Here is a 14,966-nt window from a genome sequence, read left to right as displayed (position 1 = left end):
ACCGAGGGAACCCGACGCAGGAGGGCGAACAAGTGGGGGTGGCCTTTCTTTTGGTGACTTTTCTTTGGCCACGCAAAGAAAAGTCACTCGCCAAGCCGCGCAGCGGCGGCGAAACCCCATCGAGGACGGAGTCCTCGTGTCCTGCGCGGCGAAGCCGTGCCATTGAGGCGTGGGACGACATTGCACCAGGCAATGACGTTACCGACCCCTCACCCTAACCCTCTCCCCCAAGGGAAGAGGGGATCAAACCGAAGTCGCCGAGGCTCGCGGGCGAAACCCCATCGAGGACGGAGTCCTCGCGTCCTGAATGGCGAAGCCGTGTCATTGAGGCGTGGGGCGGCATTCGCCAGGCAATGCCGTTCCCCACCCCTCACCCTTACCCTCTCCCGCAAGGGGAGAGGGGATCAAACCGAAGTCGCCGAGGCTGGCGGGCGAAATTCCGTCGAGGGCAGCGCCCTCGCGTCCTGCGCGGCGAAGCCATGCCATTCACACGTGGGACGACATTGCACCAGGCAATGAGGTTACCTACCCCTCACCCTGACCCTCTCCCGCAAGGGGAGAGGGGATGGTTACCGCGGACGATGATGCTTCGCTAATCGACCCTACCGACCCTACCGACCCTACGGCGTAGCCATGCCAAATGACGGTGAGTGACCCCCCCACCCTGACCCTCTCCCTCAAGGGGAGAGGGGATGGTGACCGTGGGCGAATACGCGGCGGGAATCGACCCGGCACCCAGGGGCGAGGGCAGAGTTGTGCCCCTGTGTTTCGCATGGCGACGCCGCTTGGGGGCCGGTTATGCCAAAATGTGAACAAATCGATCTTTCCCCCGGTCAATCGCGGTCTACCACTTGTCGGGCCCGCCCCGAGTTGGCTAAGGTAGCCGCCCATCAGATGCACGCAGTAGTGGAGGTAGGCATGGATAAAATTTTGCTGGCGCTCTCGGAGCAGATGATAAACGCGCAGGATCTGGAGAGCCTGACCCGCCCCTTGCTGGAGATGCTGGCGTCGGTGACCGGGCTGGAGTCGACCTATCTCACCGAGATTGACCTCGGGCAAAGCACCCAGCATGTCCGTTATGCCCGCAATGTGGCCGGGCTGCAGATCCCCGAGGGGATGACGGTGGAGTGGAGCGATACCCTGTGTCGCCGCGCCATCGACGATGAGATTGGCTACACCGATGACGTCGCCGCTCTGTGGGGGGACTCCCAGGCGGCCAGCGAGCTCGGCATTCGCTCCTATCTGAGCAGCCCGGTTCGCACCTCGACCGGCTCCCTCTATGGCACCCTGTGCGGCGCCAGTACCGAACAAAAGCCCGCGGTGGCGGGGGCGCAGCAGCTCATCGCCTTCTTCGCGCACCTGATTGCCGAACAGGTGGAGCGGGAGCAACTGCTGCGGCAATTGCAGCAGGCCAACGACGAGCTCTCGCGCCTGGCCCTCTCCGATCCCCTCACCGGGCTCCCCAACCGCCGCGCCCTGATGCTGGAGCTCACCCGCCTCTTCTCGTTGTCGGAGCGGGCGGGGCATCCGGTGCTCATCGCCTTTGTGGATCTCGATGGCTTCAAGGCCATCAACGACGAGCATGGCCACGAGGCGGGGGACAGGCTGCTCACCGCCATGGCGCGGCAACTGGGGGAGACCCTGCGCGGCGGCGATCTGCTGGCCCGCTTTGGGGGGACGAGTTCGTGGCCGTGGGCATGGGGCCTTTCCCGGACGCCGACACGCTGGACGGGGCGGTGGCGGCGTTTCGCCAGCGCCTGTTCGAGCACAGCGTGCTGTCACTGCCGGTGGGGGACAAGGTGATCCATTATCCCGGTGCCAGCGTGGGGGCGGTGGCCGTGATGCCGGCCGAGGTCAGCGTCGAGGAGGCGCTGAACCGGGCCGATGCGAGCATGTATGCGGTCAAGCGCCAGCGCCGGGCCGCAGGGGAGGGCGGGAACCCGCCTCCTTCCAGTCAGGTGTCTGCCCCGCGATAGGAGCGGGGCGGGTTGAGAGGGCACAGGGTGGCGCGTCCACCCGGGTGCCAGTCTGTTTTCCCTTTTATCAGTTCGGAGCTCATACCATGGTTCATCTTCTTGTCCGCCGTGTGCGCGCCCTGGCCGGGCGGGCGGCCACCCTGGTGGCCGGACTCTGCGAGTATCAGCAGCGCATCTGGGTGGTCAGCATCGTCAAGGAGTCCTACACAGATACCTTCGTGGTCAACGAAGGGGGCTTCGAGGAGCCCTTGCAATGGATGCGCCGCAAGGGCTACAGCGCCGAGATGCTGGCCAGGGTGGAGGCCATGGCCCGATCCCAGGTGCTCCAGCTCGAGTGCGCCGGGCAGCATCACCGTCTGATGCGGGTGAAATAGGGGCGAAGCCGCCCCCGAATGGCCTGGGCGGCACCGCCGCCCGGGCATTGACCACATATCCTGCCGCCCTCTTCGTGTCAGACGGGGCAAATGGGTCGCCAGTTATGATTTTTCCGTGGTTCTCTCCGGCTTCAGACCGCCGGAGTAGACGCAAATCGCGGAGTTGTAGCTGTTGAAGGTGACCGCGTAGTTGAAATCGCAGAAATAGGCTGGGTGCTTGGTGGCGACAATGTCCCCCGCCTTGCATTTGTCCTGCATCCCCTCCACCAGGGTGTCGTTGTTTGACCCGAGACAGGCCTTGCCGGTGGTCTTGTCACCGCCGCAGGCCATCAGAAGGGCGCAGACCGAGAGACTCATCAACCATTTCGCTGTGTTGTGCATGTGTGTTCCCAAGAGATCGGAGAGATGGCGGGGAAGGGCGTGAGCGCGGCGCTGCCCGATGAAGGCGGCCAGCGGGCACGCTGCCGCCCCTGACTGTCGCTGCCACCGTGCGCCCTGCCCCTTGCCGTGAAAAAGGGGCCAACAGGCTCCTGCGCCCTATATTACGGACCCGAGGCGGTCTGCGTCACCCCTTGTCGTTGCAAGTGGCGAACATTAAACGGGTTTCGTGCGCTGGCTCAAAGGCGGGCCGGGGCCATGGCGGCCCCGGCGGGGGAAAAGGTCAGGGGGAGGGGAAGTATTTGTGCTGGAGCTGCTGGAAGTCGCTGCTGGCCAGCACCTGGGTCAGGCCGAGCTGGAACTCCCTGACCAGGGCATCGTCCACCGGGTGGCTGAAGGCGAAGCAGTACTGCTCGGAGCTCAACATCCAGCGCACCTCGAACTGGGCAGGATCCAGCTGCTGGGTCTTGATGAGATCCAGCAGGGTGGACTTGTTGCTGGAGACCAGATCGACCCGGCCCGAGGTGAGCATGCGCAGGGCCTGGGAGAGGCGGTTGGCGGTCATGATCTTCTGCTCGTCGAAGCCAGCGTTGAGCAGCAGTTGCTCCCCCACGTCGGATCGCACGGCGCCTATGGTGTAGCGCTGGGCCTCTTCCAGACGGGTCAAGGTCAGGGGGCGACTGGCGAGCCCCATCAGCACTATCTCGGCATAGCCGATGGGGCAGGCCCACTTGAACAGGGGATTGCGCGCCTCGGTGCGGGCGGTGGAGAAGAGCACCACATTGGGTTTCTGGGTCAGCAGGTAGTAGCCCCTGGCCCAGGGCAGGATGCTGACGGGCTGGACAGGGGTGCCGGTCTTTTGCCACACCAGGTGCAGCAGGTCGATGGCAAAGCCGGTCGGGGCGCCATCCTCCCCGGTGAAGTTGTAGGGTTTGTACTCTTCGGTGAGGTAGTGCAGGCTGGCGAGCGCCGGGCTGGCCTGGGTCGCGGGAGTGCCCCAGACCATGGCCGCGAGGGCGGCGCAAGCGACCAGTCTGCGAAGGGGGACTGCAATGTCTATGTTCATCCTGACCGTCCTGCTGCCGAGTGCCCAGTTTCAAGTGTTGCCAAGTCACGGCGTTTCGCCACCCGGCGAATACGTTATCCGTCGGGGGTTGTCATCATTTCGCCACTCTCAACCGGATCGGCGCCCTCTTTTTATTACCAGGCCGGGCGGGTGTGACCCAGGGGGGTGAACGCCTCATCCCTCAGCCCCACCAGCAGGGTGCTGCCATCCTCTTGCAGACGAAACTCGCCGTAGCGGGCCGACTCATACTGATCTCCCGTGCCCTCTTCGAAGAAGAAGGCGTCAGGCCCGATAAACCACTGGCCGTCGCGCTGGCGCACCTTGAGCAGACGCTCCCCCGGGCCCGGGGCCTCGGGCTTGCCCCCTTCCACCCAGTGCACCACCTGATGTTCATCCAGGCGAACGACCAGGGTGTGGGGGCCGGCGGCGGCCTGGCGGCCCGCCAGCTGGCGGGCGAGGGCGTAGTTCAGGCGCATGTAGTCCCCCTGCATCAGGGAGCGGGGGTCGACCGGTGCCAGCTCGATCAGCACCACCTCCCCCTGGCTCATGGCGTGCTCGAAGCGCCAGACGGTGGCGTTGATGCCGGCGAGCAGGGCAAGACCGGTCAGCAAAAAGGCGAGGCGTCTCATGAGGGGCTCCCGTTGTGAAGGTGCTTGAGCCACTGACGGGTACCGAGCAGCAGGGCCCCCGAGGCGAGCAGCAGCCAGGACTTGGTCATCAGGGTCAGCCCCAGATCGTAGTAATAGAGGGAGCCAAAGCCGAGCAGCAGCAGGCCTGCCAGGGTCATCAGGGCCAGGCTGCCGGCGTAGAAGCCGAGCACCAGCACCAGGGCGCCAGCCCCCATGCCGGGAATGATGGCGCTGATCACCACCAGCGGCAGCCCGTAGCGCAGCGGCAGCCTGAGGCGAACCATGACCGCGAGCAGCAGGGCGGCGCTGAGCAGGGGATTGAGCCAGAGGGGCAGGCGGGAGCTGCCGAGCTCATTGAGCACGCTGGTGCCTCCCTCCCACAGGGGGTGGTGCAGCCGTCCCAGCACCAGCAGGGAGAGTGCCAGCCCCAGGGTGAGGGATTCATAGAGCAGATGGCGGGCGGGATCGCGCTCCGCCTGCAGCCAGCACAGGGCGACGGCGCCCATCACCAGCGGCAGAGCCAGCAGGTGCAGGCCGAGGCAGGCGAGGGCGAGGGTGAGCAGGATGGCGGCGGCGAAGCTGTGGAACAGCCTGATCAGCCAGTGCTCGAACAGGGCGGCCACCCCGAGGGAGAAGGCGGTCAGACCGAACCAGAGCCACGCGACGTTCAGATCCAGCCTGTCCAGCAGGCCGTAGAGCAGCCAGGCATCTGCCGCCAGCGCCAGCGCCAGCACGAACTGATCCCAGAGATCGCTGCGGGTCGCCATGCGGTTGAGACCGAGGGCGGCGGCCATCAGCACCATCCCCATGGCGAGGGCGTTGTTGGGGTCGCGGGTCAGCTGCTCGAAGGCCATGAAGAGGAAGAAGAGCAGGAAGAGGGCGGCTATCCAGCCCACCATACCGAGCAGAAAACGGCCCGACCAGTGGGGCTGTTCATCCCGGGGGGCATCCCCTTCCACAAGTTGGGCTGCACGCAGGCGTTCCCAGGGGGTGAGATCAGACATGCTGCCTCCGTTGTTGTTGCAGCCAGCGGCTGGCCATGACCGACAGGCCGATGGCGATGAGGGCCAGCAGCAAAAAGCCGTTCATGTCCGGCTCCATCCACTTGCCAAGGGCCGCGAGGATCACGGCGATAAGGCTCAGGCACCCCATGGCGAGCCCGGCGATGAACCTGTGGTGCCAGCGCAGGTAGGCGGCGCCGAGCCAGGCGAGCCAGGCAGGCCAGACCCAGGGAGAGGCGGCATCGAACAGGGCCAGCAGGGTGAGCAGGGTGATGCCGAGCCCCGCGGCCAGCCCCGCGAGCCAGGAGGGCATCAGGGCGTAGCGGGCGGGCACCAGGATGAGCAGACCCCAGAGGGCGGCGTTGAGCAGGGTCAGGCACCAGCCGAGGGCCTCCTCGTTGAAGGAGAAGAAGAGATCGAGAAGGCCGAGCCGCCAGTAGAGCACCAGGGCGAGCTGACCGAGCAGCCAGGCCAGGGTCCAGAGCAGCGGGCTTCTGCCAAGGGCCGCCAGCGGCAGCAGCATCAGGGCCCAGGTGGCGAAGAGCTGCCAGGGGTCGGCGCCGGTCTGGTAGGTCTGGCCCACCAGGGCGAGCAGGGCGCCGAGGTTGAGGGCCAGGGCCAGCAGCAGGGCCTGGCGCGGGGTGTCACTTATGGGTTTGCGCCAGAGCACCAGGAGCATGGCGAGCAACGGCAGCTCCAGCAGGGCGAGACGTGAGAGGCGCCCCAGGGCCTGCCAGTTGAAGGCGACGAAGAAGACGAGGCCGGCGCCAAGGCAGAGGCAGCCGAGCCAGAGCAGCAGCCTGTCGAACAGCCACTGCCAGCGGGCAGGGCCGGGGGGCAGCTCGCACAGGGCCAGGGCGGCAGGCAGCGAGGCCCGTGGCAGGCGGCCGCGCCTGACCCAGTCGAGCAGGGTCTGTCTTGAGGTGAGATGCATGGGGGCTCCTGAAGCCGTGATGCCTGAAAGATAAGGCATTATGGCACGGCGACGCGTCTCGGGGCAGGGGCGCCGTCGGCGCTGCGACACAGGTCGCGGCACGGGGCCATGTCTTTGCACTAAAAAGGCCCCCGCCGTGAGGAGGGGGCCTGAAGGACGTCCGGGGCGGCGGTGGCGATCAGTGCTCACGCTGATCCCCCGCCGGCTTCTATGGAGGTCAGGCGAAGATCAGGGTGGAGATGCCAAGCCCCGCAAAGAGGATGGCGCAGGCAATGCGGATCCCCTTGAGGGGGAGCTTGTCGGCCCCGAGCTTGCCGAGCAGCACCACGGGCACGTTGGCCAGCATCATGCCGAGGGTGGTACCGGTGATCACCTGGATCAGGGAGTCGTACTTGGCTGCCAGCAGCACGGTGGCTATCTGGGTCTTGTCACCGATCTCGGCGATGAAGAAGAGCACGAAGGTGGCCATGAAGGGGCCGTACTTGTCCAGGGAACTCTCTTCATCGTCCATCTTGTCCGGCACCAGGATCCAGGCGGCCATGGCGATGAAGGCGCCAGCGACCAGCCAGGTCATCACCTTGGGATCCATCCAGCGACTGATGAATTCCCCTATCCAGGCGGCCCCTGCGTGGTTGAGCAGGGTGGCAGCCAGCATGCCGGCGATGATGGGCCAGGGTTTGCGAAAACGACAGATGAGCAACAGGGCCAGCAGCTGTGTCTTGTCGCCGATCTCGGCGATGGCAACGCTGATGGTGGAGGTTAACAAGGCTTCCATAAAAATGACCGGGGGACGGAATTGTTATAAACCAGAGACAAGCCTGCGCCATCCGTCCCCGGTTTTGGCACTGGCCCGTCAAAGGTCTTGTCAAATCCGGCATTGCCCGGATCACCCTGACCATGGTGAGTTGGCACCAAGTATGTTGATCAGGATCGCGCACGGAACGGGTCCGTGGCGAGACTACTCCCCCTCGATGGGAGCGGGCATTCTAGGGAAAAACCCCCGGTGAGGCAAGGCGCGGGATGGGGAATTATCCCCCCACCAGCTTGACCTGAAAGCCGGCCTTCTCCAGTTCGGCCTTGATAAGGTCCCGTTTGTCCCCCTGGATCTCGATGATCCCCTCCTTGAGACCGCCGCCGGTACCGCACTTCTTCTTGAGCAGGGTGGCGAGGGCCTTCTGCTGGTCGACGGGAACGCCGTGGATGCTGATGACCCCGGCCCCCTTGCGTCCCTTGGTCTCGCGGCGGATGCGCACGACCCCGTCGGCGGGGAAGGGGGAGGCGTGCTGGGCGGGGGCGGATTCCTTGATCATGCCGCCGTCCGTGCTATAGACCAGGCGGCTGTTGTTGTCGTGACTCATGGCAATACTTTGTCGGTTAGCTAAGCGGAGTTTGATTTTACGCAAATAAATGTTGAGGGCACAGCTTATAATCCCCCCATTAAAAGCGAATTATTCTTGTTTAACTTCAGGAGCCCGTCATGGTACTCACAGAGCTGTCGCCGGGACAGAGCGCTCGCATCACGCACATGAACCACCTTGGCCGCGCCTTGCGGCGCAAGCTGATGGTGATGGGGCTGCTGCCCCAGACCGAGATCCTCTATCTGCGGGCCGCCCCCCTGGGGGACCCGCTCCAGATCCAGTGCCAGGGCATCTGCCTCTCCATGCAGCGGAGTCTGGCCCAGCAAATCGAGGTGGAGCCGGTATGAGCTACAACCTGGTCACAGTGGGCAATCCCAACAGCGGCAAGACCTCCCTGTTCAACGCCCTGACCGGCTCCCGCCAGCAGGTGGGGAACTGGAGCGGGGTCACCGTCGACAAGAAGATGGGGGCCTTTGCTGCCCGCGGGCAGGAATACACCCTGGTGGACCTGCCCGGCATCTATGCCCTGGCCAACCAGGAGGCGAGCCTGGACGAGCAGATCGCCAGTCGCTTCGTCCAGCGCCAGCAGCCGGATCTGCTGCTCAACGTCATCGATGCCGCCAACCTGGAGCGCTCCCTCTACCTCACCCTGCAACTGCGGGAGCTGGGGCTGCCCATGGTGGTGGTGCTCAACAAGATGGATCTGCTGCAAAAGCGGCGCATCACCATCGACGAGGCCTTGCTCGCCAAGGCGCTGGGGTGCCCCGTGGTGTCGCTCTCGGCCCACAATCGCCAGCAGGTAGCGGCCTTCAAAGAGGGGATCCACCAGTTTATCGGCCAGTCCCAGCCCGCCCTGATGCTCGACTACGGTCAGCCCCTCGAGGGGGACATCGCCGAGCTGGAGACCCTGCTTGCCCCCCATCATCTGCATCGCCGTGGCCGCGCCCTGCGCCTGCTGGAGGAAGACATCGCCATGCAGGAGACCCTGGCGGCGGGGCAGCAGGCGGCGGCCGACAACGTGGTGAGCCGCGCCCACCACGCCCAGGACATCGACCTGCAACTCGCTGATTTGCGCTACGGCCATATCCACCACTGGTGCCAGCAGGCGTGCCGTCATCAGGACAAGCTCACCGTCGCCCAGAGCGAACGGCTGGATAGGGTGCTGCTCAACCGCTGGGTGGGCATCCCCTTCTTCCTGCTGGTGATGTACCTGATGTTCATGTTCGCCATCAAGGTGGGCAGCGCCTTCATCGACTTTTTCGACATCCTCGGGGGGCCCTGTTCGTGGACGGAGTGCACCACCTGCTGGGGCTGATGAGTGCCCCCGATTGGCTGGGAGCCGTGCTCGCGGACGGCGTGGGTGCCGGTTTGCAGACGGTGGCGACCTTCATCCCCGTGGTGGGCTGCCTCTTTCTCTTCCTCGCGGTGCTGGAGAGCTCCGGCTATCTGGCTCGTGCCGCCTTCGTGGTGGATGCCCTGATGCGTCGCCTCGGCCTGCCCGGCAAGGCCTTCGTCCCCATGCTGATGGGCTTTGGCTGCACCGTGCCCGCGGTGATGGCGACTCGCACCCTGGGGTCGGAGCGCGAGCGGCTGATGACCTCGGCCATGGCGCCCTTCATGTCCTGCGGCGCCCGTCTGCCGGTCTACGCCCTGTTCGCGGTGGCCTTCTTCCCCGAGTCGGGGCAGAACCTGGTGTTCGGTCTCTATCTGTTCGGCATCCTGGTGGCGGTGCTCACCGGCCTCTTCCTGCGCAGCACCCTGCTGCCGGGCAAGAGCGACTCCATGGTGATGGAGATGCCCGATTACGAGTGGCCCCGTCCGGTGGACGTGGGGCTGCGCACCTGGCAGAAACTCAAGGGCTTCATCTTCGGCGCGGGCAAGACCATCGTCCTGATGGTGGCGGTGCTGAGCGTGCTCAACTCCCTCGGCACCGACGGCAGCTTCGGCAACCAGGATCAGGAGAACTCGGTGCTGAGCAAGCTGAGCCAGTCCGTGACCCCGGTGCTGCATCCCATAGGCGTGCGGGACGACAACTGGCAGGCCACGGTGGGCATCCTCACCGGCATCTTTGCCAAGGAGGCGGTGGTCGCTACCCTCAACAGCCTCTACGCCGGCGGCGCCGGTGATGAGGAGGAGAGTGAATACTCCCTGCTGGGCAGCCTGAAAGCGGCGCTGGCCACCATTCCCGCCAACCTGGCGGACATCGACCCCGCCGATCCCATGGGGCTCAAGGTGGGGGATCTGGAGGACAAGCAGGCGGCCGCCGAGGCCCAGGAGGTGGACACCTCCACCTACGGCAACATGCAGACCCACTTCGACGGTGTGGCCGGGGCCTTTGCCTACCTGCTGTTCGTGCTGCTCTACATGCCCTGCGCCGCCGCCATGGGGGCTCTGGTGCGAGAGACCGGTCGTCAGTGGGCCCTGTTCACCGCCGCCTGGTGCAACTACGTCGCCTTCCTGTGCGCCACCCTCTTCTATCAACTGGCGACCTTCGCCGCCCACCCGGCGCAGAGCCTGGTCTGGAGCCTGAGCTATCTGTTCTCCCTGGTGCTGCTCTGGTGGCTGGGGCGTCGTCACGGCGACATCGTCGCCCGCAAGGTGGTGACCCTGTGAAGGGGCTCATGGTCAGGGGCGAGTGCGCCGAGAGGGAGGGTATTCTGTGATCCTGCGTGAACTGGGGGACTATCTGGCCCTTCACAAGAAGGTGAGCCGGCGGGCGCTGGCCCGCCACTTTCACACCTCCGAGGATGCGGTAGAGGCCATGCTCGGGGTCTGGATGCGCAAGGGGCGCGTCGCCAAGCGGGAGAGCCGCCTGTGTGGCGGCTCCTGCTGCGGCAAGCACGAAGAGGTGACGTTCGAGTGGTGCGAGCCCGGCCAGATAGGGCTGATCCAGAAGGGCTGATGCCTGCCCATATGCAAAAGGGAACCCGAGGGTTCCCTTTTTCGTGGCCGCCGGGCCCGTCTCAGAAGAGGTCGCCCTCGTCCTTGGTGGGCTCCAGGCTCCAGCCGCTCGCCGCCGCGCTGTTGCCAATCTGGCCCTTCTCCCGCCAGAGTTTGATCTTGAGGCGCAGGTTGTTCTGGGAGTCCGCGTTCTTCACCGCCTCCTCCTCGTCGATCACCCCCTCGACCACCAGATCGAACAGGGTGCTGTCGAAGGTCACCATGCCAAGGGCCCTGGATTTTTCCATGATCTCCTTGAGGCCGCCAAACTCGCCGCGCTTGATGAGATCGCGCACCGTGTGGGTTCCTAGCATTACCTCCACCGCCGCCCGGCGCCCGCCGTCCGTGGTCTTCACCAGCCGCTGGGAGACAAAGGCCTTGAGGTTGTTGCCAAGGTCGTTGAGCAGTTGGGGTCTGCGCTCTTCCGGGAAGAAGTTGATGATGCGATCCAGCGCCTGGTTGGCGTTGTTGGCGTGCAGGGTGGAGATGGCCAGATGCCCGGTTTCCGAGAAGGCGAGGGCATGCTCCATGGTCTCCCGATCGCGGATTTCACCGATGAGGATGACGTCCGGCGCCTGGCGCAGGGTGTTCTTCAGGGCCGCGTGGAAGCTGCGGGTATCCACCCCCACCTCCCGCTGGTTGATGATGCTCTTCTGGTGGCGATGGACGAACTCCACCGGATCCTCGATGGTGATGATGTGGCCGCCGCTGTTGCGGTTGCGATGATCGATGAGGGCCGCGAGCGATGTGGATTTGCCGGACCCCGTGCCGCCGACGAAGAGCACCAGACCCCGCTTCTCCATGATGGTGTCGAGGAGCACCGGAGGGAGTTTGAGATCCTCGAAGCGGGGGATCTCGGTCTTGATGTTGCGCGCCACCAGGGAGACTTCATTGCGCTGCTTGAAGATGTTGACCCGAAAACGGCCTATCTGGGGCAGGGAGATGGCGAGGTTCATCTCCAGCTCTTTCTCGAACTGCTGTTTCTGCTCGAGATCCATGATGTCGTAGGCGATGCGGGCCACCTCGCCCGGCCCCAGGGGCTCCTGGGTGAGGGGGCGCAAGGCGCCGTTGAACTTGGCGCAGGGGGGGCGCCGGTGGAGAGATAGAGATCGGAACCGTCCTGTTTGGCCAGGATCTGCAGCATGTCTCTCAATTCCATGAGGGGCCTCGTCGCTCAAAGGGCTGGGGGATGATGAATGGCTTGAGTGTACAGCCTCAGGCGCCGGTCAGTTTTTCGCGGAACACAAAAAAGACCGCGCCCAGGATGCACAGACCCGCCCAGAGGTAGTCCCACTTCAGATCTTCTTTCAGATAGAAGATGGAGAAGGGAACGAACACGGTGAGGGTGATCACCTCCTGCAGGATCTTGAGCTGGCCGACGGAGAGCACGGTGTGGCCGATGCGGTTGGCGGGCACCTGCAACAGGTATTCGAACAGGGCTATCCCCCAGCTCACCAGGGCGGCGATGATCCAGGGTTTGTGATTCATGCTCTTGAGATGGGCGTACCAGGCAAACGTCATGAAGACGTTGCTGCAGATGAGCAGGCCGATACTGGTCATGATGGGGTTCATTAGGTTCTCCTTTTAAATCAATGCATTTTATCTCGACTCCATGGGTTTTCATAAGTGGTGCTTGAGGGTATTTTTAGCTCACAAGGATGTAACAAAAGAAGGCGAAAGCTGGATGGGCAAGACAAGCTGGGGTGCGCTTTGTCTGTTGTTTGCCTGCTGGGCGCAAGGTGCGCCGACCCTGACGGTGGCCACCGATGTCTGGCCGCCGTTTCGCATGCTGGCAGAGAACGACGACTTCCAGGGGCTGGATATCGACATTCTGCGCCAGTTGCAGGCACGCAGCGGCATTGTGCTCACCCTCAAACGGGTGCCCTGGGGACGGGCACTCAAACAGATGCAGACCGGTCAGGTGGATCTGATGATAGGGCTGGCTCACACCGAGGAGCGGGCCGCCTTCATCGACTACCTGCAGCCGTCCTATTACCAGTGCCGGCCTGCCTTCTATGGCAAGCCCGCCGCCGTGGCCGGCCTCAGGCGCTACGAGGATCTGCGGGGCCGCGAGATTGGCTATGTGCTCAACTCCGCCTACTTCCCCCCCTTCGATGGCGACGCCGGGCTCGACAAGCACGGGGTCCCCACCGAAGACCAGTTGCAGCGCATGGTGGAGCGGGGCCACCTGCCCCTGATGATAGGGACCGACTGCCAGGTGGATTACGCCCTGAGCCAGCACAACGACGCCGGCCTCGTCAAGGCGCCCTTCCAGCCCCCCAACCCGGTGGTGCTCTACCTCGGGATGAGCAAGCACTCACCCCACCACGAGCTGGGCCCCAAGCTGGCGCAGGCGTTGCAAGCCATGGTGGAGAGCGGCGAGATAGCGGCGCTGGCCAAGCCCTACCAGCCTTGACCTTGGGTGGTAACGCGCTGTTATCATGCAGCTTTCCTGCCTGCCCCCCGGCGGGCCTCGCTTCTTGGGGATCCCGTGTATCTCGCTCTCATCCGTCGCCAGCAGCGCTGGCAGCGCCGCTGGCTGCTCCTGCTGTCGCTGCTGACCCTGGCCCTGTTCCTGCTCTCCCTCGCCCTCGGGGAGTTCGTGCTGCTGCCCTGGCAGCCGCTGGGGGATCTGGAGCTGCGCATCCTGCTGGAGCTGCGCCTGCCGCGCGCCCTGCTGGCCCTGCTGGCGGGGGCCTCCCTTGCCTGCGGTGGTGCCGTGCTCCAGGTGATGCTGCACAACCCGGTGGCGGAACCCGGCCTGCTTGGCGTCTCGAGCGGCGCTGGGCTGGCCGCCATGGTGGCGATGGCGGTGGCCAAGGGGCTCGGGCTCTATCTGCCAGGTTGGGGGTTGTCGCTGGCGGCCTTTGGCGGCGCCCTGGTGGTGACCATGCTGCTCATCCGTCTCGCACGCCGGGCACGGCTCGGCCATGGGCGGCTGCTGCTGTTCGGGGTCGCCATCGGCATCCTTACCAATGCGGCCATGACCTGGCTGATGTATTTCGCCGACGACGGCTCCTTGCGGGAATTCATGTTCTGGATGATGGGCAGCCTCGCCTACGGCAGCCAGCAGCTTGCCTGGTGGTGGCTGGTGCTGCCCCTCACCCTCGGCTGGCTCTGCTGGCAGGGGCGGGCACTGCAACAACTGCTGCTGGGGGAGACCCAGGCCCGCCTTATGGGGTTGAACGTGGACAGCATGCGGGTACGCCTGGTGCTGGCGGTCTGCCTGCTGACCGGGGTGGCGGTCTCCCTGTGCGGCGTCATCGGTTTCGTCGGCCTGGTGGTGCCTCACCTGCTGCGCCTGTGCGGTGGCAGCGATCAGCGCTTCCTGCTGCCCGCCTCGGCGCTTGGGGGTGGCGCCCTGCTGCTCGGGGCCGATCTGGTGGCCCGCTCGGCGCTGCACGCCGGTGAGTTGCCCATCGGGGTCATCACCGCCTCGGTGGGCGCCCCGCTCTTTATCTATCTGCTGCTGAGGCAAGATGCCGATGTGTCCCGCTGATCCCGCCCCCTGGCGGCTGGAGGCCCGCGCCCTGGCCATCCCCCATCGCCTCGCTCCCCTGGATCTCACCTGGTCCGGCGGTCAGCTGGTGGCCCTGCTCGGCCCCAACGGCAGCGGCAAGTCCTCCCTGCTCGGGGCACTGGCGGGCCTGCTGCCCGCCGATGGCGCCGTCTTGCTGGGGGGAGAGGCCATCACGACCCTGAGCTGGCCCGAGCTTGCAACGCGGCGCGCCATGCTGCCCCAGCGCCAGCCCCAGCTGTTCCACATCCCGGTGTTCCAGGTGCTGAGCCTGGGGCTGGAGGAGGGGGGCCCCGATGCCCAGGCGCAGGCGGTGGCGGATGTGTGCGACGCCCTGGAACTGGCGCCTCTGCTGGCACGGGACTTCAGCCGATTGTCCGGGGGGGAGCAGCAGCGGGTGCTGATCGCCCGCACCCTGCTGCAACTGTGGCCAAGCCTCAATCCGACCGGGCGGGTGCTGCTGCTGGATGAACCCCTGGCGGGGCTGGATCTGCATCACCAGATGGCGCTGCTGCGGCTGCTCAAGCAACTGGCCGCGCAGGGATTGCTGGTGGTGGTGGCCATCCACGACATCAATCTGGCCATCGATTGGGCGGATCGCGTGCTCTGCCTGCAACAGGGCCGCGTGGTGGGGGAAGGGGACGTCGGGATCATCGACGAGGCGCTGCTGGAGCGGGTGTTCCAGATCCGCACCGATCGCATCGAGGCGGCCGGCCGCATCTGGTTTATGCCGAGTCTTTGAGGCGGTCTTCCCCCTCATCCCCAGCCCTTCTCCCATTCTTTTGAAACAAGT

At 65.2% G+C, this 14,966-nt stretch carries 14 protein-coding genes and 3 pseudogenes; 8 read left to right on the top strand and 9 right to left on the bottom strand.

All coding sequences use genetic code 11. The features are described from left to right. The first annotated feature begins 918 nt into the window (after positions 1-918). Positions 919-1,976: pseudogene (locus C2U47_RS01235) on the top strand (GGDEF domain-containing protein). Positions 1,977-2,062: 86 nt separating this feature from the next. Continuing rightward, positions 2,063-2,350, top strand: coding sequence for a hypothetical protein (locus tag C2U47_RS01230; RefSeq protein ID WP_010675212.1), 288 nt, complete (start codon positions 2,063-2,065; stop codon positions 2,348-2,350). 102 nt (positions 2,351-2,452) lie between these two features. Here C2U47_RS01230 and C2U47_RS01225 read toward each other — a convergent pair whose 3' ends face one another. From C2U47_RS01225 to C2U47_RS01195, 7 genes are all read right to left on the bottom strand, one after another. Further along, positions 2,453-2,731: a hypothetical protein gene (locus C2U47_RS01225; RefSeq protein WP_029314742.1), complete on the bottom strand. Its 279-nt coding sequence runs from the start codon at positions 2,729-2,731 to the stop codon at positions 2,453-2,455. A 280-nt stretch (positions 2,732-3,011) separates the two neighbouring features. After that, positions 3,012-3,734 (bottom strand): substrate-binding periplasmic protein, encoded by a 723-nt coding sequence (locus tag C2U47_RS01220; RefSeq protein ID WP_029314741.1) that lies wholly within the window; start codon positions 3,732-3,734, stop codon positions 3,012-3,014. Positions 3,735-3,928: 194 nt separating this feature from the next. Beyond that, positions 3,929-4,423, bottom strand: coding sequence for a GDYXXLXY domain-containing protein (locus C2U47_RS01215; RefSeq protein ID WP_010675209.1), 495 nt, complete (start codon positions 4,421-4,423; stop codon positions 3,929-3,931). Continuing rightward, the gene (locus tag C2U47_RS01210) at positions 4,420-5,427 is read right to left on the bottom strand and encodes a DUF4401 domain-containing protein (RefSeq protein WP_010675208.1); all 1,008 of its coding nucleotides are present in this window, start codon (positions 5,425-5,427) and stop codon (positions 4,420-4,422) included. The genes C2U47_RS01215 and C2U47_RS01210 overlap by 4 nt, the downstream gene beginning before the upstream one ends. Then, positions 5,420-6,358: a DUF2157 domain-containing protein gene (locus C2U47_RS01205; protein WP_010675207.1), complete on the bottom strand. Its 939-nt coding sequence runs from the start codon at positions 6,356-6,358 to the stop codon at positions 5,420-5,422. Before C2U47_RS01205 ends, C2U47_RS01210 begins: the two co-directional genes overlap by 8 nt. Positions 6,359-6,575: 217 nt before the next feature. Further along, positions 6,576-7,133, bottom strand: a complete 558-nt coding sequence (locus C2U47_RS01200; RefSeq protein WP_010675206.1) for a TMEM165/GDT1 family protein — start codon at positions 7,131-7,133, stop codon at positions 6,576-6,578. A gap of 253 nt (positions 7,134-7,386) precedes the next feature. After that, positions 7,387-7,716, bottom strand: coding sequence for a translation initiation factor (locus C2U47_RS01195; RefSeq protein WP_010675205.1), 330 nt, complete (start codon positions 7,714-7,716; stop codon positions 7,387-7,389). Between the two features lie 119 nt (positions 7,717-7,835). On the opposite strand from C2U47_RS01195, the gene C2U47_RS01190 reads away from it, so the two are divergent. From C2U47_RS01190 to C2U47_RS01180, 3 genes and pseudogenes are all read left to right on the top strand, one after another. Next, positions 7,836-8,063 carry a FeoA family protein gene (locus C2U47_RS01190; protein WP_010675204.1) on the top strand — a complete coding sequence of 76 codons (228 nt, stop codon included), beginning with the start codon at positions 7,836-7,838 and terminating at the stop codon, positions 8,061-8,063. After that, positions 8,060-10,329, top strand: a pseudogene (feoB, locus tag C2U47_RS01185) (Fe(2+) transporter permease subunit FeoB). The gene C2U47_RS01190 and the pseudogene feoB overlap by 4 nt, the downstream one beginning before the upstream one ends. Before the next feature lie 46 nt (positions 10,330-10,375). Further along, the gene (locus tag C2U47_RS01180; RefSeq protein ID WP_010675202.1) at positions 10,376-10,618 is read left to right on the top strand and encodes a FeoC-like transcriptional regulator; all 243 of its coding nucleotides are present in this window, start codon (positions 10,376-10,378) and stop codon (positions 10,616-10,618) included. Positions 10,619-10,679: 61 nt separating this feature from the next. Here C2U47_RS01180 and tapW read toward each other — a convergent pair. Both tapW and C2U47_RS01170 read right to left on the bottom strand, forming a co-directional pair. After that, positions 10,680-11,815 (bottom strand): annotated as a pseudogene (gene tapW / locus C2U47_RS01175) (type IVa pilus ATPase TapW). A gap of 56 nt (positions 11,816-11,871) precedes the next feature. Next, positions 11,872-12,228 carry a DMT family protein gene (locus C2U47_RS01170; RefSeq protein ID WP_010675200.1) on the bottom strand — a complete coding sequence of 119 codons (357 nt, stop codon included), beginning with the start codon at positions 12,226-12,228 and terminating at the stop codon, positions 11,872-11,874. Between the two features lie 112 nt (positions 12,229-12,340). Between C2U47_RS01170 and C2U47_RS01165 the strand changes: the two genes are divergently transcribed. From C2U47_RS01165 to C2U47_RS01155, 3 genes are all read left to right on the top strand, one after another. Continuing rightward, positions 12,341-13,072 (top strand): substrate-binding periplasmic protein, encoded by a 732-nt coding sequence (locus tag C2U47_RS01165; RefSeq protein ID WP_010675199.1) that lies wholly within the window; start codon positions 12,341-12,343, stop codon positions 13,070-13,072. 75 nt (positions 13,073-13,147) lie between these two features. Beyond that, complete coding sequence (gene btuC / locus C2U47_RS01160; RefSeq protein WP_010675198.1) at positions 13,148-14,155, top strand: vitamin B12 ABC transporter permease BtuC; 1,008 nt, start codon at positions 13,148-13,150, stop codon at positions 14,153-14,155. Continuing rightward, entirely contained in the window at positions 14,142-14,915 is a 774-nt protein-coding gene (locus C2U47_RS01155; protein WP_010675197.1) for an ATP-binding cassette domain-containing protein, read from the top strand. The genes btuC and C2U47_RS01155 overlap by 14 nt, the downstream gene beginning before the upstream one ends. The last annotated feature ends 51 nt before the right edge of the window (positions 14,916-14,966 follow it).

Source organism: Aeromonas sp. ASNIH7, assembly GCF_002903485.1.
In the GTDB taxonomy this organism is placed as follows: Bacteria; Pseudomonadota; Gammaproteobacteria; order Enterobacterales; family Aeromonadaceae; genus Aeromonas; species Aeromonas caviae.
The sequence above is the reverse complement of the archived record's forward strand: the minus strand, read 5'-3'. Positions and strand labels throughout refer to the sequence as shown.